Raw genomic sequence first — 20739 nt, 5'->3', positions numbered from 1 at the left:
CCCCCGGCAGGGTATGCCGCCGGCCGCCCCGCCGCCCCCCCGGGGGGGGTGGCGGGGGCGGCGGCCGTCCGGCGTACCGGGGCGTGAGCGGCGTTAGCCCGAACGGGCGCGCCGGACGGGCGTCCGGGTGGTGTTCCGCGCACGGTGGATTACGTACGAGGACGTGCGAGGACGAACGTGCGAGGACGAACGCACGAGGACGACGACGTACGACGAACCGACTCCCGGAGCGACAGCACGGCCGAGGAGGTCCCGCCATGCGTACGACCAGGCGCGTCGCCGCCGCAGTCCTGATCGTCGCACTGGCCGGATCCACCGTCGTCGCCTCCCGCTCCGCCGCCCGGGAACGCCCCCGTACCGCCGCGTGCAGCACCTGGGTGAGCGGTTCGCACGCCACGGCGAGCTGCTACAACCCCAATCCGCGCGCGGACCGGGTGCAACTGCACGTCGAATGCGCCCGCTGGTGGGATCCGGACATGGACGCCCGCCCGGTCGAGGTCGGCCCGGCCCAGCACGTACGGCTCGCCGAGCGGTGCTGGAAGGAGATCCGCAAGGCGTGGGTGAGCCACCGCTGACGGTGGGCTGCGGAAGGGTGCGGCGGGCGGGTCAGCCGCCGGTGAGCTGACGGCAGCCGAACGGATGCGTGCTCGCCTCGGCCGCCGCCCGCTCGGCGTCCCGCTCCCGGATCGCCTCCACCAGCCGCGCATGGTCCACATGCAGCTCCGGCCGCATCGCCCCGTCCACGTCCGCCCGCAGGAAGTCCCGCACCACCGCACCCAGGTCCGCGTACAGCTCGGCCAGGACGGGGTTGTGGGAGGCGGCCACCACCGCCATGTGCAGGGTCGCGTCCGCCTCGACGAACGCCTCCAGATCGCCCGACTCCCAGGCCCGCTCCCGCCGGTCGAGCTGGGCGTCCAGCCCCTTCATGTCCTGCGCGGTGCGGCGCTCGGCGGCCAGCCGCGCCGCCTTCGTCTCCAGGGCGCTGCGCAGCTCGGCCACGTGCTGCGGATCGGCGGCGGCGAACCGGCGGTGCATCACCCCGGCCAGCTCACTGGTGGCCAGGACATAGGTGCCCGAGCCCTGCCGGATGTCCAGCAGACCGTTGTGGGCCAGCGCGCGCACCGCCTCGCGCACGGTGTTGCGGGCCACGCCGAGCTGCTCGACCAGCTCGGGCTCGGTGGGGATCCGCGAGCCGACCGGCCATTCGCCCGAGGTGATCTGGGCACGCAGCTGGGCGATCACCTGATCGGCGAGAACGGAGCGCTGGGGCGAGGTCAGCGGCATGACTCTCCTGTGCCTGGGGCGGGGAAGCGGGCACTTCCATGATGCCGCCCTGCCGTCACGGGGTGGTCATCATCAACTGGACAGGTATTCATCCCATCATTCTATGATGGGCCACATGCCAGCACGCGACGACCTCACCACTCTCGACAGCCCTCCGGCTGCCTCCCGCACCATCCCGGAGCCCGTAGCCCGCGCCACCGGCTCTCCCTGGCGCGGACGTCTCCTGGTCGTCGGACTGCTGCTCGCCGCCCTCAACCTCCGGCCCGCCGTCACCAGCCTCGGCCCGCTGCTCGAGGAAGTCCGTGACGACCTCGGTATGAGCGGTACCGTCGCCGGGTTCCTCACCTCGGTGCCCGCCGTCTGCTTCGCGCTCTTCGGGCTCACCGCACCCCGGCTGGCCCGCCGCTGGGGGCCCGGCGCCGTCGTCTGCGCCGGACTCGCCGCGATCACCACGGGCCTGGCGCTGCGCCCCTTCGCGGGCGGCACCCCGGCCTTCCTGGGCGCCAGCGCGCTCGCACTGGCGGGCATCGCGGTCAGCAACGTCCTGATGCCCGTGATCGTCAAGCGCTGGTTCCCCGACCGGGTGGGCGCGATGACCGGTCTGTACTCCATGGGCCTCTCGCTCGGCACCGCGGCCGCCGCGGCGGCCACCGTTCCCATGACCACCGCGCTGGACGTCAGTTGGCGGACCGGACTCGGGGTGTGGGCGCTGCTCGCCGCGATCGCGCTGGTGCCCTGGCTGTTCCTCGCCCGTGACCGCGGGAAGGACGCGGGGGAGACGCGGGGCGCCGGGGATACGACGGCGGGCTCCGCCACATCCCAGCCGTCACCGGCGGAGGGGGCCGGGGCGGGCGGACGGCAGCGGCCCATCACCCGCAGCCCCATCGCCTGGGCGATGGCCGTCTTCTTCGGCCTCCAGGCCACCGCCGCGTACATCACCATGGGCTGGATGCCGCAGATCTTCCGGGACGCGGGCGTCTCGGCCTCCACCGCCGGGGTGCTGCTGGCCGTGATCATGGCCATGGGGGTGCCGCTGTCGTTCGTCCTGCCGCCCATCGCCGCCCGGCTGCGCCACCAGGGCGTACTGGCCGTGATCCTCGGGGTCTTCGGGCTCAGCGGCTACACCGGGCTCTATCTGGCCCCGGCCGAGGGCGCCTGGGCCTGGGCCCTGCTGCTGGGCGTCGCCAACTGCGCCTTCCCGCTGGCGCTCACCATGATCGGAATGCGGGCGCGGACCAGTGCGGGTGTGGTCCGGCTGTCCGCCTTCGCCCAGAGCACCGGCTATCTGCTGTCCATACCGGGCCCCCTGCTGGTCGGTGTGCTCTACCAGCACAGCGGCGGCTGGGGACTGCCGATCGCGCTGATGGCCGCGCTGATGGTGCCGCAGATCGTGGCGGGGGTGCTGGCCGGGCGCAACCGCACCCTCGAGGACGAGGTCTGACCCGCGCCGTCGCACACGAGCCCCGACCGGCCGACCGGTGGTCGGGGTCCGGCCGGTGCCCCCGGTCCGGGGCCCCGGACCGGGGGTGGGACACTCGGAGCATGCCTGTGCTCGATGAGAACCCCCCGGACGGCCAGAAGAAGCTGCTGATCATCCTCGGCGTGATGCTCGGTATCACCGTGGTCATCGGTGTGGTCGCCACCCTCGTCTCGCCCTGACGGAAGGGCCTTTGGGTCACGAGGGACCCGTGCGGCGACGCCCGGAGCGCCGGGGTGGGTGGGGCTAGCACCACCATCCCCTAGGGGGCCAGGGTCAGGGGTAAGTGGGTGGATCACCGGATGGGAGCGACCGTGCCCGCTCCGTAGGGTCGGAGCATCCGATGCACCGCTCCCCGATCCGCTGTTCCGGAGGCGATCCCCATGCCCGCCCGCAGCCACACCCGGCCCGTCCCCCCGGTGCACAGCGGCGTGGAGATACGGCTGCCGTGGTGGGCCATCGCGCTGCCCGCCATCGCCTTCGCCGCGCTGCTGCTTCTGCTCACCGGGCCCACCGACGCCCACGCGGCCGCCGACCCGGGCGCGGTCTCGCAGGTCCTGGGGCTGGTGCGGCAGGTCGTCCTGCACGACGCGGGATGATCGCCGGAGCCGTGGCGATCTTCCGCGCCCGCCACCGGCCCGTGGTTGCTCACCTTTGATCAGGTCGTTCCCGCACCCTGCGCCTGGACCACCGTTTCATGCGAAGCTGGGACGCATGAGCGTCGATGTGCCCCGCAGGATTGTGCTTCTCCGACACGCCAAGGCCGATTGGCCCCAGGTGGCAGACCATGACCGGCCGCTCGCAGAGCGCGGTCGCAAGGACGCCCCGATCGCCGGGCGACGGCTCGCCGAAGCCGGACTCACCCCCGAACTCACCCTGTGCTCCACGGCCGTACGCACCCGCGAGACCTGGAAGCTGGTCGTCCATGAGCTTCCCCAGCGCCCCAAGACCGTCTACGAGGACCGTCTGTACGACGCCTCGCTCGGTGAGCTGCTCGCGGTGCTCAACGAGACCTCGGACGACGTCACCGATCTGCTGGTCGTCGGCCACAACCCCGGGATGCACGCCCTCGCCGACGCCCTCGCGGGCGAGGCCGAGGAGGGCACCCGGGAGCGGATGTCCCGCTCCGGCTTCCCCACCTCCGGATTCGCGGTGGTGACCTTCAGCGGCTCCTGGAAGTCCGTCGAGCACGGCGTCGGCCGCCTCACCACCTTCTGGGCGCCGCACGAGTGAGCCACCACCGAGTCGGCCACCAGTGAGCCACCCCCGCGTGTGAGCCACCACCGGCCCCCGCCCCGCCGTCGGAGGACGGGGCGGGGGCCGAAACCTTTCCGGGCCCGCCTCTTTCCGGGCCGCCTCGCGGCCGGTCAGTCCACGTGGGCGTCGGCAGCCTCGACCTCTTCGCGGGTCACGCCCAGCAGATACAGCACGGTGTCCAGGAACGGCACGTTCACCGCCGTGTGCGCGGCTTCCCGCACCACCGGCTTGGCATTGAAGGCCACCCCGAGCCCGGCCGCGTTCAGCATGTCCAGGTCGTTGGCGCCGTCGCCGATCGCCACGGTCTGCACCAGCGGCACCCCGGCCTCGGCCGCGAAGCGCCGCAGCAGCCGCGCCTTGCCCGCCCGGTCCACCACCTCGCCGATCACCCGGCCGGTCAGCTTGCCGTCGACGACCTCCAGGGTGTTGGCGGAGGCGAAATCCAGCCCCAGCCGCTCCTTGAGGTCGTCGGTGACCTGGGTGAACCCGCCGGAGACCACGCCCACCTGGTAACCGAGCCGCTTCAGGGTGCGGATCAGCGTACGGGCGCCGGGCGTCAGCCGGACCTCCGCGCGCACCTTGTCCACCACGGACTCGTCGATGCCCTCCAGCAACGCCACGCGCGCGTGCAGCGACTGCTCGAAGTCCAGCTCACCGCGCATCGCACGGGCCGTGACCTCGGCGACCTCGGCCTCGCACCCCGCGTGCGCCGCGAAGAGCTCGATCACCTCGTCCTGGATCAGGGTCGAGTCCACATCCATGACCACCAGCCGCTGCGCCCGGCGCTGGAGCCCCGACGCCACGACCGCCACATCGATCCCGATGTCCGCGGCCTCGGTGGCCAGCGCGGTGCGCAGCGGCTCCGTCTCGGCGCCGGAGACCTCGAACTCCACGGCGGTCACCGGGTACTTGGCCAGCCGGAAGATCCGGTCGATGTTGCCGCCGGTCCCGGTGATCCGGGAGGCGACGGCGGCGGCGGCCTCGGCGGTCAGCGGATGGCCCAGCACGGTGACATGCGACCGTCCGGTGCCACGCGGCCGGTTGTCACCGCGGCCGGAGATGATCTCCGCCTGCATGCGCATGGACTCGGCCCAGCTGTGCACGGTGGCCCGCAGGTCCCCCTCGGTGCCGTCACCGGCCGTCGGGGCGGTGACCAGGACACACAGCACGATGCGGCCCCGGGTGACGACCTGCTCTATATCGACTATGTCCACGTCGTAGGCGGCGAGGGTGTCGCAGAGCCCGGCGGTGATACCGGGGCGGTCCTTGCCGAAGATCTTGACGAGGAGCGTGGGGACATCGTCGCCCGGAACGGCGGCGGCAGGTGGCATCTGCGGTGTGCTCATGGTCTTCCCACCGTATCCGGCCGCCGGTGGGGCGCGCGCGGCAGCCCGAGTGCTGGACAGCCGCCTGGCGGCCGACGTTCACACCCCGGCCGCCCCGGCGTCACCCCGATGTCGCCCCGGGCCCCGGCTCCGCCCCCGCCGCGCTCCGGGCCGGCGGTGTCGCCCAGCGGCCCGCCGCGCCCGTGGCGCGGGCGATCAGGGCGCCGACGGCACCTGAGACCGCGCCCCAGGCCGCTCCCAGGAGCAGGGCGAACGGCACGCTGCCGTGCAGTTCCAGCCCGGCGCCGAAGGCGTCGAAGCCGAACACCGACAGGCTCGCGCCCGCCGACACCCTGGTCAGCCAGACCAGCAGCGCCAGCACCGGGGCGGTCACCAGTCCGAGCCACAGGGCGCAGCTCCCCGCCGCCGCGCCGGGCGTCCGGTGCCCGGTGCCCCCGGCGGGGGTGCGGACCGCCGTCAGCACCCCGGCCACCAGCATCATCAGCACGCTCGCGACCACCAGCAGCCACACCTCACCGTCCAGTTCGGCCAGCCGCCCCACCGTGATCGGCTCATCGCCGCGTCCGGTGAGCAGTTCGCCGAAGGGATCGGGCAGCACCCGCACCAGCGCACCGGTCACCCTGCCGTGCCAGGGCACGAACAGTCCCAGCGCGGTGCCCAGCCACACCCCGTTGGGGGCGGTGAGCAGCGCCGTGCCGAGCACCAGCCGGGGGTGGTCGTCACGGACGGCGGCGTAGACCGACGCCGCGAGCCCGGCCACCACCGCGAGCACCAGCACCGCGCACAGCGCGGACATCGCGGGCCGGACCGTACGGTGCAGCGTCTCCGCGCCCGGCGGAAGCGGTGTACGGCGCGAGACGAGCAGCGCGAGCAGCAGTACGGCCACGATCCACACGGCACCGCCCAGCAGCGAGCGCCCGGCCTCCACCGTGAAGCCGACGGACGCCTTGGCGTCGACGAGTCCGCTGATCCGGTCCGGCAGCAGTCCGGCGCCGATCTCCCCGAGATCGCCCAGCTCGTCGGGGAGCCGGTCCAGCAGCTCCCGCTCCGCGCGGCGGCCGAGTTCGTCCAGACCGAGCTCCGCGCCGTCGATCGTGATCGTATCGTTGCCCACCCAGGTGAGCCCGGTGAGCAGCAGCAGGAAGACGATGACCACCAGGCCCGCCCGCAGGGCCAGTTCGGCCCCCGGTACGGTCGCCCTCGCGGTGCGCAGCGAACGCAGAAACACCCATCCCAGCAGCAACGCTCCGACCAGGCTCACCCCAAGTGGCGCGATATCGATGGCGCTATGGGCTTCGGCGCCTTTCAGTCCGAACGTCTCGATATCCCCGGACGGACTCACCGTGCCGCCGAGCGCGAGCACCATCGCCGCGGCGGTCATGGGACCGAGCGCCCCGGCTCGGTCGGCCCCGATCAGATGCAGACCGAGCGCCGCGATCCCCGCCATTGCCAGAAAGGCCCAGCTCACCGCCGCGACGGCGGTGAGCAGCGCATGCCCCCAGGGCATGCGGCGGCGGTCGCTCGCGCTCATGCCCTCGACTCCTCAGCGATGCGAGTTGCCCGGATAACCCATGATCTGCACTATCCGTCAGCGCCTACCACTTTCCGGGGGCCTTTCGGATGAGTCGGCGGTGTCCGGGACGCGGTCTTGTCAAAACCCGACTTCCGGTTAAGGGACTGAGCCTGAAATAGTTCCTCACGATGTTCGCCATCCCTAGACTCCCTCTAGCGCAGGGGGTACCTCGGGGGACAACTAGTGGGGCATGGAGTGCCGGAACTCGTACTGGAATTGAACGGACAGACCTGGACGCTTGACCCGTCCAGGTCATACAGCCTGGGGCGTGACCCGCAGGGCGACATGGTGCTGGACGACGCGAGAGTCTCCTGGCGGCATGCCACCGTGCGGTGGGGTGGGCGTAGTTGGGTCATTGAGGACCAGGGCAGTACCAACGGCACCTATGTGCAGGGCCAGCGTGTCCAGCAGATGGAAATCGGCCCCGGTTCGGCCGTCCACCTGGGCAATGCGACCGACGGCCCGCGGCTGAGCATCTCGGGCGCCGGAGCGGGCGCCGCACCGGCGGGCGGGCCGGGTGCTTACGGCCAGCAGGCCGGTGGTCAGGGGGCGGGCGGTCAGCAGGGCGCGATGGGCGTGCCCCAGCAGGCCCCGCGGCCTCCGGCCCAGCAGCCGCAGCAGCCCCCGGCTCAGCAGCAGCCGCAGGCGCCGCAGCAGCCGCAGCAGCCCGGCCCCGGCTGGCCGCAGCAGGGCGGCCAGCAGCCGCCCCAGGGCTGGCAGCAGCCGCAGACACCGCCGCAGCAGCCCTTCATCCCGCAGCAGCAGGCCCCGCACCAGCAGGCCCAGCCGCAGGCCCCGCACCAGCAGGTTCCGCCGCAGCAGGTGCCCGCCTCCGGCTCCGCCGGTCCGGTGCCCGCCCAGGGCGACCGCAGCCCGACCACCTTCCACCAGGTGGCCGTAGGCCGGGTGATGCGCATCGGTCGTGCGCTGGAGAACGAGCTGGTCGTCTCCGACCTCCAGGTCTCCCGCAACCACGCGGAGTTCCGGGCTTTGCCCGACGGCCGCTTCGAGATACGCGACCTCGGCAGCCACAACGGTACGTACGTCAACGGCCAGCCGGTCCGGCAGCAGATCATCGGCCCGGCCGACACCGTCGGCGTCGGCCACTCCACCTTCCGGCTGGTCGGCGATCGCCTCGAGGAGTTCGTCGACACCGGTGAGGTCTCCTTCTCGGCCCGCCATCTGACGGTCACCGTCGACGGCGGCAAGCAGATCCTGAAGGACGTCTCCTTCAGCGTTCCCGAGAAGTCGCTCGTCGCGGTCATCGGCCCGTCCGGCTCCGGTAAGTCCACGCTGCTCAAGGCGCTCACCGGCTACCGCCCCGCCAACCAGGGCGATGTCCTCTACGACAACCGGAACCTCTACAAGCAGTTCGCCGAGCTGCGTCAGCGCATCGGTCTGGTGCCGCAGGACGACATCCTGCACAAGGAGCTGACCGTCCAGAAGGCCCTGCGGTACGCGGCCAAGCTGCGGTTCCCCGGTGACACCGCGGAGGCCGAGCGCGAGGCCCGGATCGACGAGGTGCTGCGCGAGCTGAAGCTGGACATCCACCGGGAGAAGAAGGTCACCTCGCTCTCCGGCGGTCAGCGCAAGCGCGTATCGGTCGCGCTGGAGCTGCTCACCAAGCCGTCGCTGATCTTCCTGGACGAGCCCACCTCGGGTCTGGACCCGGGCATGGACCGCGATGTGATGCAGCTGCTGCGTGGTCTGGCCGACGACGGCCGCACCGTGCTGGTGGTCACCCACTCGGTGGCCGAGCTGGCGCTGTGCGACAAGCTCCTGGTGATGGCGCCCGGCGGTGCGGTCGCCTACTTCGGCCCGCCGGACGAGGCGCTCAACTTCTTCGGCTACGACACCTGGGCGGATGTGTTCTCCGCGTTCGAGAACTACCGCGACTACGACTGGGCGGGCCGCTGGCGCGGTTCGCAGCACTACCAGATGTACGCCGCCGACCTGGACTCGGTCGCCCCGCAGTCGGTCCACGTCCAGCGGCCGCCGGGGCGGGTGCAGAAACCGCAGAGCTGGGGTTCCCAGCTGTGGACGCTGATCCGCCGATATCTGTCGGTGATCGGCTCCGACAAGGGCTTCATGGGACTGATGGTGATCCTGCCCGCGGTGCTGGGCTCGGTGAGCGTCGTCATTCCCGCGAAGTTCGGCCTGCAATTCGCGCCGAAGGGCTCGTTCAACCAGGCCGCCGGCACGATTCTGCTGATTCTCGTGGTCGGCATGTGCTTCACCGGAGCGGCCAACTCCGTACGAGAACTCATCAAGGAACGGGTCATCTACGAACGGGAACGGGCCGTCGGCCTCTCCCGCTCCGCGTATCTGATGTCCAAGGTGATCGTGCTCGGCGTGATCACCGCCCTGCAGGGCGTCATCATCTGTGCCATCGGTCTGTCGACGCGCAAGATGCCCAGCGAGGGGCTGCTGATGCCGCCGGCCGCCGAGATCTGCCTGGCCGTGATCGCGATCGGCTTCACCTCGATGATGTTCGGCCTGGTCATCTCCGCGCTGGTGAAGACGGCCGAGAAGACCATGCCGCTGCTGGTGATGTTCGCCATCGTGCAGGTGGTCTTCACCGGTGTGCTGTTCAAGATCTTCGGTTCACCGGGTGTCGAGCAGTTCGCATGGCTGATGCCGTCCCGCTGGGCCGTCGGCGCGGCCGCCGCCACCCTGGACCTCGGTCCCGGCTCCGGTCACATGATGGCTCCCTGGGACGGCAAGAAGCCCGATGACCTGGACCCGCTGTGGGAGCACGCCACCACGCAGTGGGGGATCGACATGGTCGTGCTGATCATCCTCGGCATCGCCTGCGGCTTCCTGGTCGCGCGGCTGCTGCGCCGCCATGAGCCGGAGGTCATGCGCAAGTAACGGAGCGTTGCGGCCCGAGTGGCCGCGCCGCCCGGCGACCGCGCCCGGACATGTCCGAAGGGCGGCGGCACCCCTCGCACACAGAGGGTGCCGCCGCCCTTCGGCGTTCACACGCCGGGCGTCACGCGTCAGGCGCCATACGCCGGGCTCGGTACGTACCGTCGTCGGATCAGTACGGGCCGTTGACGTTGTCCATGGAGCCGTACCGGTCGGCCGCGTAGTTGCACGCGGCGGTGATGTTCGCGACCGGGTCGTACTGGTCCCAGGAGGTGCCCTCGACGTGGTAGGCCTTGAAGGTCGGGGCTATGACCTGGAGCAGACCCTTGGAGGGCACGCCGTTGATGGCGTTGATGTCCCAGTTGTTGATGGCGCGCGGGTCGCCGCCGGACTCACGGATGATGTTGCGGTGGATGCCCTCGTAGGAGCCGGGGATGCCCTTCTCCTTCATGATGTCGAGGGACTCGCGGATCCATCCGTCGAGGTTGTTCGGGTATTCCTTCTTCTTCTTTTCCTTGGCCTCTGCGACCGGCACGGCGCGCGCGGCGGAGCGGCTCGCGGCCTCCTTGGCCTCGCGCTCCTTGGCGGCCTTGGCCTCGGCGGCCTTCTTCGCGGCGGCAGCCTCGGCGGCCTTCTTCTCGGCGGCGGCCTTCTCGGCGGCGGCGTCCTTGGCCTGCTTGCTGGCCAGGTCGGTCTGCTTCTTCAGGGTGTCCTGCTGGGTCGCGTGCGAGTCCCACGCGACCGTCTTGGCCGGGGCGTCCTGGGCGGTCGTCGAAGCGTCCGCGTCACCGCCGGGGACAACGGTGAAGGCGAGCGCTGCGGCACCCGCGGCGGCGATACCGGCGGCGGAGTACTTGTGCGTCTTGGTCAGTCGGTTGTAACCGGGGATGCTGGGGAGGGGCATGGCGGAGTAGACCTCTTCCAATCGCTTGTGTCGCAGGCCGAATCGGCGCCTGGTGCGCCGTTTCTCGATCTACGGCGCCGCGCGACTGGGAAATTCTTAGCGGTCGCAAAAACTTGTGGCAAAGGTGTGACGTACGATCCTCCTTAGTGGATACGTAGACCGTCCCTGCCTGGGCGAGCACGCGTAGTCCCCGCTCACACCGCTTTAAAACATCCACTAACCTCGTTCGTAAGTGATATAGGTCCTGTGTCCGGGCTCACATTGCGGACCCTCTCATATGGCGCGGTGTGCCCGAGCAAATGCGGTGGGTGTTCACTTTTCCGGCCCGTATTTCAGCCTCTCCGGCGGTGTGCTGTGCGCCGTTCGCCCTAGGGCTGAGGTCTTAATCAATGGCCTCCGACCGGCCGATACGGACCCCGCGGGGCCGCCGGTACGGTGAGCCCATGACCGATGGACCGGGCGGGGGAGCGGGGGCCGGACTGGCCCGTGTCAGCAGCGAGCTCCTCGCCATGAGCAGGCATCTGGAAGTCCGGGATGTCCTAAAGACAATCGTTGTGTCCGCCCGTGAGCTGCTTGATGCGGAGTACTCCGCGCTGGGGGTCCCGGACGACCATGGGGGTTTTGCCCAGTTCGTAGTAGATGGGGTCAGCGATGAGCAGTGGAAGGCCATCGGGCCGCTGCCGCGTCAGCACGGGATCCTCGCCGCGATGCTCAAGGACGCCACCCCCCAGCGACTGGCCGATGTGCGCCAGGACCCGCGGTTCGAGGGCTGGCCGGGTGCACATCCGGACATGTCGGATTTTATTGGACTTCCCATTGCAGATGGGGACGAAGTTCTCGGGGCCCTCTTTCTCGCGAACAAGCGCTGCCCCAAGCCGGAGGGCGGCTGCGGATTCACCGAGAGTGACGAGGAGCTGCTCGGCATCCTGGCCCAGCACGCCGCCATCGCCCTCACCAACGCCCGGCTCTACGAGCGCAGCCGTGAGCTGACCATCGCCGGGGAGCGCGCCAGGCTCGCCCACGAGCTGCACGACGCGGTCTCCCAGAAGCTCTTCTCGCTCCGGCTGACCGCCCAGGCCGCCACCGCCCTGGTCGACCGGGATCCGGTCCGCGCCAAGGAGGAGCTGCACCAGATCACCCTGCTCGCCGCCGAGGCCGCCGACGAGCTGCGCGCCGCCGTCGTGGAGCTGCGCCCCGCCGCCCTCGACGAGGACGGCCTGGTGGCCACCCTCCGTACCCAGATACAGGTCCTGGACCGCGCCCACTCCGCCCGCGTCACCTTCTCCTCACAGGGCATGCGGGCGCTCCCCGCGGCCCAGGAGGAGGCACTGCTGCGGGTGGCCCAGGAGGCCCTGCACAACGCGCTGCGCCACGCCGACGCCCGGCACGTCGGGGTCTCGCTCATCCGGCAGGGCCAGGGCGCCCGGCTGCGGATCACCGACGACGGCAGCGGATTCGACCCCTCGGCCGTCCGCCGCGCGGGTCGCCACCTCGGCCTGGTGTCGATGCGGGACCGCGCCGGTGGTGTCGGCGGGGCGATGACCGTGGACTCGGCGCCCGGCATGGGCACCGTGATCGAGATGGAGGTGCCCGGTGGCTGAGCCGGAACGCACGATTCGGGTGCTGCTCGTCGATGACCACCAGGTGGTGCGGCGCGGCCTGCGTACCTTCCTCGAGGTACAGGACGACATCGATGTGGTGGGGGAAGCATCCGACGGGGAGGAGGGGATCGCCCGCGCCGAGGAGCTGCGCCCCGACGTCGTCCTCATGGACGTGAAAATGCCCGGCGTCGACGGTATCCAGGCCCTGCGCACCCTGCGCGACCTCGACAACCCGGCCCGGGTGCTGGTCGTCACCAGCTTCACCGAGAAGCGCACCGTCGTACCCGCCCTGCGCGCGGGCGCCGCGGGCTACGTCTACAAGGACGTGGACCCCGAGGCACTCGCGGGCGCCATCCGCTCCGTGTACGCCGGGCATGTGCTCCTCCAGCCCGAGGTGGCGCTCGCCCTGCTCTCCCAGGAGGACTCCGGGGGCGGCCAGGGACGCGGCGGCACGCTCACCGAGCGGGAGCGCGAGGTGCTCGCGCTGATCGCCGACGGCAGGTCCAACCGGGAGATCGCCCGGGCGCTCGTGCTGTCCGAGAAGACCGTCAAGACGCATGTCTCCAACATCCTGATGAAACTGGACCTCGCCGACCGGACCCAAGCCGCGCTCTGGGCGGTCCGGCATGGGATCGGAGCCTGAACGGATCATCCCTGATCGAACTCGAGCTATTGGCTTATGAATTCAGATCACCGCTGGGCTGATCTGACGCTGATACAGGAATGCCGTCGTTTGGTGCGGGATTCATACCGTCGGGTGTATGTCACCCGAACAGCGCAACTTGATCGGCGGGCCGGCGTTCTCCACGGCGTACTGCGGAGTTCCACCGCGGTGACACGCTATGGAGGGTTTTACACAGTGAAGAACATCAAGAAGCTCGCGGCCATCACCATCGCTGCCGGCGGTCTCGCCATGGCCGGTGCGGGTGTCGCCTCCGCCGACACCCCCCAGGCCGAAGGTGGAGCTGTGATGTCCCCCGGAGTCGTCTCGGGCAACAACGTCCAGGTGCCGGTCCGTGTGCCGGTGAACGTCTGCGGTGACACCGTCACCGTCATCGGCGGTATGAACATGGCCATGCCGACCCCGTGCGTCGCCCAGTGACCATGGTTCACCGCACCACCGCGTGCTGAACCACCGACCGGCTCCGGAGGTATCGCCTCCGGAGCCGGTCCCGTATGCCCCCGCTCTCGGGTGCCCCCGCGCTCCGGGGGCGGGCCCGCCCGCGCCCGCTACGCCTCCGGTGCCGACTGGGCACCGGACCCGCAACCGCGGCGCAGCCGTAGGCACCGAGAGCCCCGGGTGGTCAGAAGCCGCCCCGCTCCCGCTCCTCCACATACGCGTTGTACGCGGCCACCTGCGCCCGCCGCGCGGTGCGCTCCACCGGCCGCAGCGCCTCGGCCCGCGCCGCCATCTCCGACGCGCTCACCGCCCCGCCGTGCTCATGGGCGCCCCCGCCCGCCGTGTACGCGATGTCGATCAGCGCGCCCACCCGCTGCGCCAGCTCCAGCACCCGGATCGCCCGCGGCGGATAGCCCGGCGCCAGCACCTCGCGCCCGCCCTCCGCCCGCGCCCGGTACGCCTCCAGTGCCGCCTGGGCGACCGGCCCCGACCCCGCCACGTTCAGCCGGGAGAGCACCTCGGTGGCCTCCCGCAGCGCCTCGGCCAGCTCCCGCTCGGCCTCGCCCAGCGACGGCACGTCCGCGGGCGGCGCATCCCGCACCGGCCGGCAGCGCCACACCACTTCGATGTGCTGGTCACCCTCGGGTCCCACCGCGGCCACCCCGGGCACCAGACCGAGCGCCACTCCGGTGGCGATCACCGCCTCGCCCGCGTCCAGCGCCTCCGCGTTGAACTCCGCGGGACCGCTCAGCCCCAGCGGATGCCCGGATCTCGGCAGCGCCACCCGCAGTCCCTTGGCCCCCAGCGCCCGCAGCCGCCCCAGCGCCAGTGTGAGACCGACCCCATCGGACTCGCCGGGGAGCCCGGCCACTCTGTGCGACGCGTCCTCACCCGCGATCCGATGTGCGGCCTCATCAGGGGAGACAAGTCCGGCAAGAAGGGCATTTCCCCAGGCCGCGAGGCGCCCTGAACGTGGTTCATCGAGCATGGCACCAGCCTAAGGACTGGTACCGACAACGGGTGGCGTAGGTTTTCCCTGGGGGCTGCGTCCACAGGCGCACGCGACACTCGAGACTGCAATGGGAGACAACGCGCTCATGAGCGATGTTCTGGAGCTGGTGGACGTATCCGTGGTCCGCGACGGTCGGGCTCTGGTGGACGAGGTCTCCTGGTCGATCAAAGAGGGGGAGCGCTGGGTGATCCTCGGCCCCAACGGCGCCGGGAAGACCACCCTCCTCAACCTCGCCTCCAGCTACCTCTTCCCGAGCTCGGGCACCGCCACGATCCTCGGTGACCGCCTCGGCTCCGTCGACGTCTTCGAACTGCGCCCGCGCGTCGGTATGGCGGGCATCGCCATGGCCGAGAAGCTGCCGCGCAAGCAGACCGTGCTGGAGACCGTCCTCACCGCCGCCTACGGGATGACCGCCCACTGGCACGAGGACTACGATGCGATCGACGAGAGCCGCGCCCGCGCCTTCCTGGACCGCCTCGGTATGACCGAGTACCTCGACCGGAAGTTCGGCACCCTCTCCGAGGGCGAGCGCAAGCGCACCCTGATCGCCCGCGCCATGATGACCGACCCCGAACTGCTGCTGCTCGACGAACCCGCAGCCGGTCTGGACCTCGGTGGCCGCGAGGACCTCGTCCGCCGCCTCGGCCGCCTCGCGCGCGACCCGTACGCCCCCTCCATGATCATGGTGACCCACCATGTCGAGGAGATCCCGCCGGGCTTCACCCATGTGCTGATGATCCGCCAGGGCAAGGTGCTCACCGCGGGACCCGTCGAGACCGAGCTGACCTCCCGCAACCTCTCGCGCTGCTTCGGCCTCCCGCTGGTCGTGGAGACCAACGGCGGCCGCTGGACCGCGCAGGGCCTGCCACTGGCCTGATGTCCGCCCCCTGCGCCGGGTGTGCCCCGGCCAATTGATCTGTGCTCTGTCCCCGTCGCACCCCGGCAACTACCATGAACACGTGGATCCGTGGGTGTGGTGGCTGATCGCCGCCGTAGGTCTGGGTATTCCGCTCGTGCTGACCGCGATGCCCGAGTTCGGGATGGTCGCCGTCGGCGCGGTCGCCGGTGCCGTCACCGATGCGCTCGGCGGTGGTCTGGTCCTCCAGGTCGTCGTCTTCTGCGCGGTCTCGGTGGCGCTGATCGCCGTAGTACGGCCGATGGCGGTCCGCAGCCGCCGGCAGCAGCCCGGACTGCGCAGCGGGATCGATGCGCTGAAGGGCCGTCAGGCGGTGGTGTTGGAGCGCGTCGACGCCGGTGGCGACGGCCGGATCAAGCTGGCCGGTGAGATCTGGTCGGCCCGCTCGCTCGACCCCGACCAGGCGTACGAGCCCGGCCAGCAGGTCGATGTGGTGGAGATCGACGGTGCCACGGCCGTCGTCATGTAGACGCCGTAGGCACCACGTCCGGCCAATGGCTGAGCGTCAGTTGGTGGAGCTGCGGACCCGACCGCCGATCTGACAGACTCCACCTTCGAGAACCGCCAGACCTGATCATCCCGACCAACCAGAGTCACGCATGAAGGGCACGGGGAGCCGCTGTGGAACCGATCATCATCGTCCTGATCATCCTGGTGGTGCTCGTCTTCATCGCACTGATCAAGACGATCCAGGTCATCCCGCAGGCCAGTGCCGCCATCGTCGAGCGCTTCGGACGCTACACCCGCACCCTCAACGCGGGCCTCAACATCGTCGTCCCGTTCATCGACTCCATCCGCAACCGCGTCGATCTGCGGGAACAGGTCGTGCCGTTCCCGCCGCAGCCGGTGATCACCCAGGACAACCTGGTGGTGAACATCGACACCGTCATCTACTACCAGGTGACCGACGCCCGCGCCGCGACCTATGAGGTCGCCAGCTACATCCAGGCGATCGAGCAGCTCACCGTCACCACCCTGCGGAACATCATCGGTGGTATGGACCTCGAGCGCACCCTGACCTCCCGCGAGGAGATCAACGCGGCGCTGCGCGGCGTCCTCGACGAGGCCACCGGCAAGTGGGGCATCCGCGTCAACCGCGTCGAGCTCAAGGCGATCGAGCCGCCGACCTCCATCCAGGACTCGATGGAGAAGCAGATGCGCGCCGACCGTGACAAGCGCGCGGCCATCCTCCAGGCCGAAGGTGTCCGGCAGTCCGAGATCCTGCGCGCCGAGGGTGAGAAGCAGTCCTCCATCCTCCGTGCCGAGGGTGAGGCCAAGGCCGCCGCACTGCGCGCCGAGGGTGAGGCCCAGGCGATCCGTACGGTCTTCGAGTCCATCCATGCCGGAGACCCGGACCAGAAGCTGCTCTCGTACCAGTACCTCCAGATGCTGCCGAAGATCGCCGAGGGCGACGCCAACAAGCTCTGGATCGTGCCCAGCGAGATCGGCGACGCCCTCAAGGGCCTCGGCGGTGCCATCGGCAACTTCGGTCCGATGACCGGCGGTGGCAACGGCGGTGGCGCCCCCGCCCCCAGCGCCAAGACGCCCGCCCCGCGCCGCGAGCAGCCCACCATCGACTGACACACCGAGGGGCCAACCCACCGCCGAAGGCGATGAGTCGGCCCCTCGTTATGGGCAGCCTCAGGCGGGCAGCGCCAGCCACTCCGGCAGCCCGTCCCGCTCCGCCGCCCCCAGCGCCAGCAGCAGCGCATCGGACGGCGTGGGCTCGAACGGGGCCTTGAGCAGCCGCATCCCCGCCTGCTCCGGAGTCCGGTCCGCCTTGCGGTGGTTGTCCTCGGCGCACGAGGCCACCGTGTTCAGCCAGGTGTCCCCGCCCCCGCGCGACCGCGGCAGCACATGGTCCACGGTGGTGGCCCGGCGGCCGCAGTACGCGCACCGGTGCTGGTCCCGGACCAGCACCCCCCGCCGCGACCACGGCGCCCGTCTTCGGAACGGCACCCGTACGTACCGGCAGAGCCGGATCACCCGGGGCACCGGAAGATCGACATCGGCGGCCCTGATCCGCAGCCCGGGATGGGCGTGTTCGACCACGGCCTTGTCCTGGAGGACCAGCACCACGGCACGCCGCAGCGTCACCGTCGCCAGCGGCTCGAAGCTCGCGTTCAGAACCAGTGTCTCTCGCATCCCGACCACCCCCGCATCCCGGTGTCCCGGCCCGCCGCGACACGGGCGGGCCGGGATCAACTCTGGCCGGGAGCACGGCCGAGGACAACGCAATTTCGCCGCGTCAGCCCGCGGCAGGCACCTCGTACTCACCGATCAGCTGGGCACGTCCCAGCGTGTGGAAACGCAGGTTGAAGCCGACCACCGCGGGCGACACCCCGGCGTCCGGGCCCAGCTTGTCGGAGTCCACCGCGTAGACCGTGAACACATAGCGGTGCGAACCGTCCCCGGGCGGCGGGGCCGCCCCGCCGAAGTCCCGGGTGCCGTAGTCGTTGCGTACGTGCACCGCGCCCGCGGGCAGTCCGGGGAAGTCACCGTTGCCCGCACCGGCCGGCAGCTCGGTGACGTTCGCCGGGATGTCGAAGAGCACCCAGTGCCAGAACCCGCTGCCCGTGGGCGCATCCGGGTCGAAGCAGGTGACCGCGAAGCTCTTGGTCCCCTCCGGGAACCCCTCCCAGCGAAGGTGCGGCGAGGTGTTCCCCTCCGCCGCCACCTGGGCGGGCTTCAAGGTGCCCTGGGGCTCCACATCATCACTCACCACGGTGAACGACGGCACCTGCGGATGGAAGTCATGGGGGAGCGGGCGCCGCTTCTGCTCGGACACGTCGAAACCTCCTGAAGGTCGCGCTGGATCGGCTGCGCGGCCAGCCTAACGAGACCGATGCCCGCGGTGCTGGCACCATGGCGCCCATGACCGGCCCGACCCCCGCCCTCTCCCTGAACCTCGACGGCGTGTCCGACAAGGACGGCCTCCTCGCCCGCTGCGCACAGGACCTCCGGTTCCCCGACTGGTTCGGGCACAACTGGGACGCGCTCGCCGACTGCCTCACCGATCTGTCGTGGTGGGGCGAGGCCGGTGGCTACTTGCTGCATGTGCGGGGCTGGCCGGCCTTCCGCGACGCGGCCCCCGAGACCGCAGCCATCGCCTCCGACATCCTGGCCGACACGGTGGCGTACTGGGCCTCCCGCGGTACCCCGATGACCGTGCACTGCGCCGACGCCCTCTGAGCCGGCGTGCCCTGAGCCGACGCGCCCTGAAACGCGCGGGGCGCGCACCGGAACGGATCCGGTGCGCGCCCCGTACGGGAACGGCGGAGGGCCGGGCGGCTCAGAACCAGCTGCGCTTGCCGCCGACCTCGGCGAGCCACTGGTTCAAGTAGGCGGCCCAGTCGGTCTCCTGGAAGGAGGCCAGGTTCACCGTGAAGGAGCGGAAGGAGTCACTGCCCTCGGTGAACAGCCCCGGCTTCTTGTCCATCTCCAGCACGACGTCCATCTCGCGGTCGTCCGCGACGAAGGACAGCTCCACCTGGTTCAGGCCCCGGTACTGCTCGGGCGCGTAGAACTCGATCTCCTGGTAGAACGGCAGCCGCTGACGGGTGCCGCGGATGTGACCGCGCTCCAGGTCGGCGCTCTTGAAGCGGAAGCCGAGGGCGCCGAAGGCGTCCAGGATGGCCTGCTGGGCCGGGAGCGGATGCACATTGACCGGGTCCAGGTCGCCGGAGTCCACCGCGCGCGCGATCTGGAGCTCGGTGGTCACCCCCACGTTCATACCGGTCAGATGACGGCCCAGGAACGTCGTCACCGGGGTCTCCCACGGGATCTCCAGGCCGAACTGCACCGCGTGCACGGCGCCCGCCTGGACCTCGAAGGCCCCGCCCAGCTGCTGCCGGGTGAACTCGATGTCCTGCTTGTACTCCTGGTCGTTGCCCTCGACCTCGACCCGTGCCTGCAGCCCGACGGAGAGTCCCTCGATCTGCTGCGCGACCGAGCCGCCCTGGATCCGGACCTCGCCCTGTACGACGCCACCCGGAACGACGTTCTCCTCGGTCAGCACCGTCTCCACCGAAGCGCCACCGGCACCCAGACTCGCGAGCAGCTTCTTGAAGCCCATGTTCTCCCTCTCAAGGACACTGACCGTGTCCCCACTCGATCGCACTCGATCCCTGTTGAACCCTAGAAACGCGAAACAGCCAGCGGCGGTTCCGTCGGATCCACCCTCGCAGCGGACCGGTCCGGCTCCAACCACCGTGAGGTCTCCGTTCCACTACGCTCGGGCCGCGTGACTGCAGGACCTGACCGTACGCCGCTCAGCCGGGGCTTCTTCGACCGGCCCGTCCTCGAGGTCGCGCCCGACCTCCTCGGACGGATCCTGGTGCGGCGCACCCCCGACGGACCGGTCGAGGTGCGGCTCACCGAGGTGGAGGCGTACGCGGGACTCGCCGACCCCGGCTCACACGCCTACCGGGGCCGCACCGAGCGGAACGCCGTGATGTTCGGACCGCCGGGTCATGCGTACGTCTACTTCACCTACGGCATGTGGCACTGCCTGAACCTGGTCTGCGGCCCGGAGGGCACCCCGAGCGGGGTACTGCTGCGTGCGGCCGAGGTGCTGCACGGCCATGAGCGGGCCCATGAGCGACGGCCGAAGGCCCGCAACGATCAGGAGCTGGCCAAGGGCCCGGCCCGGCTGGCCACCGCACTGGGAGTGGACCGGCGGCTGGACGGCTCCGATGTCTGCGCTGGTCCCGACGGACCGATGGAGATCCTCACCGGCCGGCCCGCCCGCCCCGAACAGGTGCTGAGCGGACCCCGGACCGGGGTCGGCGGTGAGGGTGCCACCCACCCCTGGCGCTTCTGGATCGACGGCGAGCCCTCGGTCAGCCCGTACCGGGCGCACACCCCCCGCCGCCGGAATCCGACGAGCCGTCAGGTCGGAACTTGACTCCGTACCGGCGGACGCCTAACGTAGCCCGAGCCGCTTGAGACGGGCAGCGCTGTCACCACGACCATCGGGTCGGATGAGAGCAGTCCGGGAGCGGCCAACCACTACAGATGACTCCCATAACAGGGTCTCTTTTCGCTGCGCGAAATTATGCCCTGGGACTCCGATTATGAACATCGGAGGGGAATCCGCTAAAGTAGTGATCACGCCGGAAGGCGCGAAACCCCGCTCCAACAGGGGGCCGGAAACGGAATTCGGACCGGAAACGGAACGGAAAACGGATCTGGTAAGGTTGGGAACACGAAAGACCGAAGGGAAAAGCCCGGAGGAGCCGGTGAAACGGTTCCAAAGGAAGCGTCCGTTCCTTGAGAACTCAACAGCGTGCCAAAAGTCAACGCCAGATATGTTGATACCCCGTCCGCATCATCACGATGTGGTCGAGGTTCCTTTGAAGAAACACACACAGCGAGGACGC

23 protein-coding genes are annotated in these 20739 nt (G+C 70.4%); 15 read left to right on the top strand and 8 right to left on the bottom strand.

What is annotated here, in order from left to right:
* Positions 1-257: 257 nt before the first annotated feature.
* Positions 258-575, top strand: coding sequence for a hypothetical protein (locus NMK44_RS37550; protein WP_254751902.1), 318 nt, complete (start codon positions 258-260; stop codon positions 573-575).
* A 31-nt stretch (positions 576-606) separates the two neighbouring features.
* Here the strand turns inward: NMK44_RS37550 and NMK44_RS37545 are convergent, their stop codons facing one another.
* Complete coding sequence (locus NMK44_RS37545; RefSeq protein ID WP_254751900.1) at positions 607-1284, bottom strand: FadR/GntR family transcriptional regulator; 678 nt, start codon at positions 1282-1284, stop codon at positions 607-609.
* A gap of 115 nt (positions 1285-1399) precedes the next feature.
* On the opposite strand from NMK44_RS37545, the gene NMK44_RS37540 reads away from it, so the two are divergent.
* The 4 genes from NMK44_RS37540 to NMK44_RS37525 all read left to right on the top strand — a co-directional run bounded on the left by NMK44_RS37540 (position 1400) and on the right by NMK44_RS37525 (position 3994).
* The gene (locus tag NMK44_RS37540) at positions 1400-2725 is read left to right on the top strand and encodes a CynX/NimT family MFS transporter (RefSeq protein WP_254751898.1); all 1326 of its coding nucleotides are present in this window, start codon (positions 1400-1402) and stop codon (positions 2723-2725) included.
* Positions 2726-2826: 101 nt separating this feature from the next.
* Complete coding sequence (locus NMK44_RS37535; RefSeq protein WP_254751896.1) at positions 2827-2943, top strand: SGM_5486 family transporter-associated protein; 117 nt, start codon at positions 2827-2829, stop codon at positions 2941-2943.
* 201 nt (positions 2944-3144) lie between these two features.
* A complete protein-coding gene (locus tag NMK44_RS37530; RefSeq protein WP_254751894.1) occupies positions 3145-3360 on the top strand; it encodes a hypothetical protein in 216 nt (71 codons plus the stop codon).
* 115 nt (positions 3361-3475) lie between these two features.
* Complete coding sequence (locus NMK44_RS37525) at positions 3476-3994, top strand: SixA phosphatase family protein (protein ID WP_254751892.1); 519 nt, start codon at positions 3476-3478, stop codon at positions 3992-3994.
* Between the two features lie 134 nt (positions 3995-4128).
* Here NMK44_RS37525 and serB read toward each other — a convergent pair whose 3' ends face one another.
* Positions 4129-5364 (bottom strand): phosphoserine phosphatase SerB, encoded by a 1236-nt coding sequence (serB, locus tag NMK44_RS37520; protein WP_254751890.1) that lies wholly within the window; start codon positions 5362-5364, stop codon positions 4129-4131.
* A gap of 100 nt (positions 5365-5464) precedes the next feature.
* A complete protein-coding gene (locus tag NMK44_RS37515; RefSeq protein ID WP_308358752.1) occupies positions 5465-6895 on the bottom strand; it encodes a streptophobe family protein in 1431 nt (476 codons plus the stop codon).
* Positions 6896-7120: 225 nt separating this feature from the next.
* Between NMK44_RS37515 and NMK44_RS37510 the strand changes: the two genes are divergently transcribed.
* On the top strand, positions 7121-9808 hold the full coding sequence (locus NMK44_RS37510; RefSeq protein WP_428849370.1) for an ABC transporter ATP-binding protein/permease: 2688 nt from the start codon (positions 7121-7123) through the stop codon (positions 9806-9808).
* Between the two features lie 169 nt (positions 9809-9977).
* Here the strand turns inward: NMK44_RS37510 and NMK44_RS37505 are convergent, their stop codons facing one another.
* Positions 9978-10709 (bottom strand): transglycosylase SLT domain-containing protein, encoded by a 732-nt coding sequence (locus NMK44_RS37505; RefSeq protein ID WP_254751886.1) that lies wholly within the window; start codon positions 10707-10709, stop codon positions 9978-9980.
* Positions 10710-11152: 443 nt separating this feature from the next.
* Here NMK44_RS37505 and NMK44_RS37500 point away from each other — a divergent pair, with 443 nt between their 5' ends.
* The 3 genes from NMK44_RS37500 to NMK44_RS37490 all read left to right on the top strand — a co-directional run bounded on the left by NMK44_RS37500 (position 11153) and on the right by NMK44_RS37490 (position 13412).
* Positions 11153-12310, top strand: a complete 1158-nt coding sequence (locus NMK44_RS37500; RefSeq protein ID WP_254751884.1) for a GAF domain-containing sensor histidine kinase — start codon at positions 11153-11155, stop codon at positions 12308-12310.
* The gene (locus NMK44_RS37495; RefSeq protein WP_254751882.1) at positions 12303-12953 is read left to right on the top strand and encodes a response regulator; all 651 of its coding nucleotides are present in this window, start codon (positions 12303-12305) and stop codon (positions 12951-12953) included. The genes NMK44_RS37500 and NMK44_RS37495 overlap by 8 nt, the downstream gene beginning before the upstream one ends.
* Before the next feature lie 216 nt (positions 12954-13169).
* Entirely contained in the window at positions 13170-13412 is a 243-nt protein-coding gene (locus tag NMK44_RS37490) for a chaplin (protein WP_254751880.1), read from the top strand.
* 202 nt (positions 13413-13614) lie between these two features.
* On the opposite strand, the gene NMK44_RS37485 is transcribed toward NMK44_RS37490, so the two are convergent.
* Positions 13615-14418 (bottom strand): Rv1486c family protein, encoded by an 804-nt coding sequence (locus NMK44_RS37485; RefSeq protein WP_254751878.1) that lies wholly within the window; start codon positions 14416-14418, stop codon positions 13615-13617.
* Between the two features lie 109 nt (positions 14419-14527).
* Here NMK44_RS37485 and NMK44_RS37480 point away from each other — a divergent pair, with 109 nt between their 5' ends.
* The 3 genes from NMK44_RS37480 (at position 14528) to NMK44_RS37470 (ending at position 16939) form a co-directional block, all read left to right on the top strand.
* The gene (locus NMK44_RS37480) at positions 14528-15319 is read left to right on the top strand and encodes an ABC transporter ATP-binding protein (protein WP_254751876.1); all 792 of its coding nucleotides are present in this window, start codon (positions 14528-14530) and stop codon (positions 15317-15319) included.
* 82 nt (positions 15320-15401) lie between these two features.
* Positions 15402-15827 carry an NfeD family protein gene (locus NMK44_RS37475; protein WP_254751874.1) on the top strand — a complete coding sequence of 142 codons (426 nt, stop codon included), beginning with the start codon at positions 15402-15404 and terminating at the stop codon, positions 15825-15827.
* Between the two features lie 152 nt (positions 15828-15979).
* Positions 15980-16939 carry an SPFH domain-containing protein gene (locus NMK44_RS37470; protein WP_254751872.1) on the top strand — a complete coding sequence of 320 codons (960 nt, stop codon included), beginning with the start codon at positions 15980-15982 and terminating at the stop codon, positions 16937-16939.
* 60 nt (positions 16940-16999) lie between these two features.
* Here the strand turns inward: NMK44_RS37470 and NMK44_RS37465 are convergent, their stop codons facing one another.
* The gene (locus NMK44_RS37465) at positions 17000-17503 is read right to left on the bottom strand and encodes an HNH endonuclease (protein ID WP_254751870.1); all 504 of its coding nucleotides are present in this window, start codon (positions 17501-17503) and stop codon (positions 17000-17002) included.
* A 103-nt stretch (positions 17504-17606) separates the two neighbouring features.
* Positions 17607-18146, bottom strand: a complete 540-nt coding sequence (locus NMK44_RS37460; protein WP_254751868.1) for a YbhB/YbcL family Raf kinase inhibitor-like protein — start codon at positions 18144-18146, stop codon at positions 17607-17609.
* A gap of 86 nt (positions 18147-18232) precedes the next feature.
* Here NMK44_RS37460 and NMK44_RS37455 point away from each other — a divergent pair, with 86 nt between their 5' ends.
* Positions 18233-18550, top strand: a complete 318-nt coding sequence (locus tag NMK44_RS37455) for a barstar family protein (protein ID WP_254751866.1) — start codon at positions 18233-18235, stop codon at positions 18548-18550.
* Positions 18551-18650: 100 nt separating this feature from the next.
* Here the strand turns inward: NMK44_RS37455 and NMK44_RS37450 are convergent, their stop codons facing one another.
* The gene (locus tag NMK44_RS37450; protein ID WP_254751864.1) at positions 18651-19433 is read right to left on the bottom strand and encodes a sporulation protein; all 783 of its coding nucleotides are present in this window, start codon (positions 19431-19433) and stop codon (positions 18651-18653) included.
* Between the two features lie 168 nt (positions 19434-19601).
* Here NMK44_RS37450 and NMK44_RS37445 point away from each other — a divergent pair, with 168 nt between their 5' ends.
* Together NMK44_RS37445 and NMK44_RS37440 are read left to right on the top strand one after the other, a co-directional pair.
* The gene (locus NMK44_RS37445) at positions 19602-20264 is read left to right on the top strand and encodes a DNA-3-methyladenine glycosylase (protein ID WP_254751862.1); all 663 of its coding nucleotides are present in this window, start codon (positions 19602-19604) and stop codon (positions 20262-20264) included.
* A gap of 169 nt (positions 20265-20433) precedes the next feature.
* Positions 20434-20739 (top strand): hypothetical protein (locus NMK44_RS37440; RefSeq protein WP_254751860.1); only part of this gene is annotated, 306 nt, incomplete at its 3' end.

It is taken from the genome of Streptomyces cucumeris (assembly GCF_024295805.1).
Classification (GTDB): Bacteria; Actinomycetota; Actinomycetes; order Streptomycetales; family Streptomycetaceae; genus Streptomyces; species Streptomyces cucumeris.
This window is presented reverse-complemented; position numbering and strand designations above follow the sequence as displayed.

Coding starts and splice junctions, on each gene's coding strand:
- NMK44_RS37450 (WP_254751864.1), bottom strand. CDS start 19,433: ATGGGCTTCAAGAAGCTGCTCGCGAGTCTGGGTGCCGGTGGCGCTTCG.
- NMK44_RS37545 (WP_254751900.1), bottom strand. CDS start 1,284: ATGCCGCTGACCTCGCCCCAGCGCTCCGTTCTCGCCGATCAGGTGATC.
- serB (WP_254751890.1), bottom strand. CDS start 5,364: ATGAGCACACCGCAGATGCCACCTGCCGCCGCCGTTCCGGGCGACGAT.
- NMK44_RS37540 (WP_254751898.1), top strand. CDS start 1,400: ATGCCAGCACGCGACGACCTCACCACTCTCGACAGCCCTCCGGCTGCC.
- NMK44_RS37530 (WP_254751894.1), top strand. CDS start 3,145: ATGCCCGCCCGCAGCCACACCCGGCCCGTCCCCCCGGTGCACAGCGGC.
- NMK44_RS37550 (WP_254751902.1), top strand. CDS start 258: ATGCGTACGACCAGGCGCGTCGCCGCCGCAGTCCTGATCGTCGCACTG.
- NMK44_RS37505 (WP_254751886.1), bottom strand. CDS start 10,709: ATGCCCCTCCCCAGCATCCCCGGTTACAACCGACTGACCAAGACGCAC.
- NMK44_RS37525 (WP_254751892.1), top strand. CDS start 3,476: ATGAGCGTCGATGTGCCCCGCAGGATTGTGCTTCTCCGACACGCCAAG.
- NMK44_RS37485 (WP_254751878.1), bottom strand. CDS start 14,418: ATGCTCGATGAACCACGTTCAGGGCGCCTCGCGGCCTGGGGAAATGCC.
- NMK44_RS37500 (WP_254751884.1), top strand. CDS start 11,153: ATGACCGATGGACCGGGCGGGGGAGCGGGGGCCGGACTGGCCCGTGTC.
- NMK44_RS37455 (WP_254751866.1), top strand. CDS start 18,233: ATGACCGGCCCGACCCCCGCCCTCTCCCTGAACCTCGACGGCGTGTCC.
- NMK44_RS37515 (WP_308358752.1), bottom strand. CDS start 6,895: ATGAGCGCGAGCGACCGCCGCCGCATGCCCTGGGGGCATGCGCTGCTC.
- NMK44_RS37480 (WP_254751876.1), top strand. CDS start 14,528: ATGAGCGATGTTCTGGAGCTGGTGGACGTATCCGTGGTCCGCGACGGT.
- NMK44_RS37465 (WP_254751870.1), bottom strand. CDS start 17,503: ATGCGAGAGACACTGGTTCTGAACGCGAGCTTCGAGCCGCTGGCGACG.
- NMK44_RS37535 (WP_254751896.1), top strand. CDS start 2,827: ATGCCTGTGCTCGATGAGAACCCCCCGGACGGCCAGAAGAAGCTGCTG.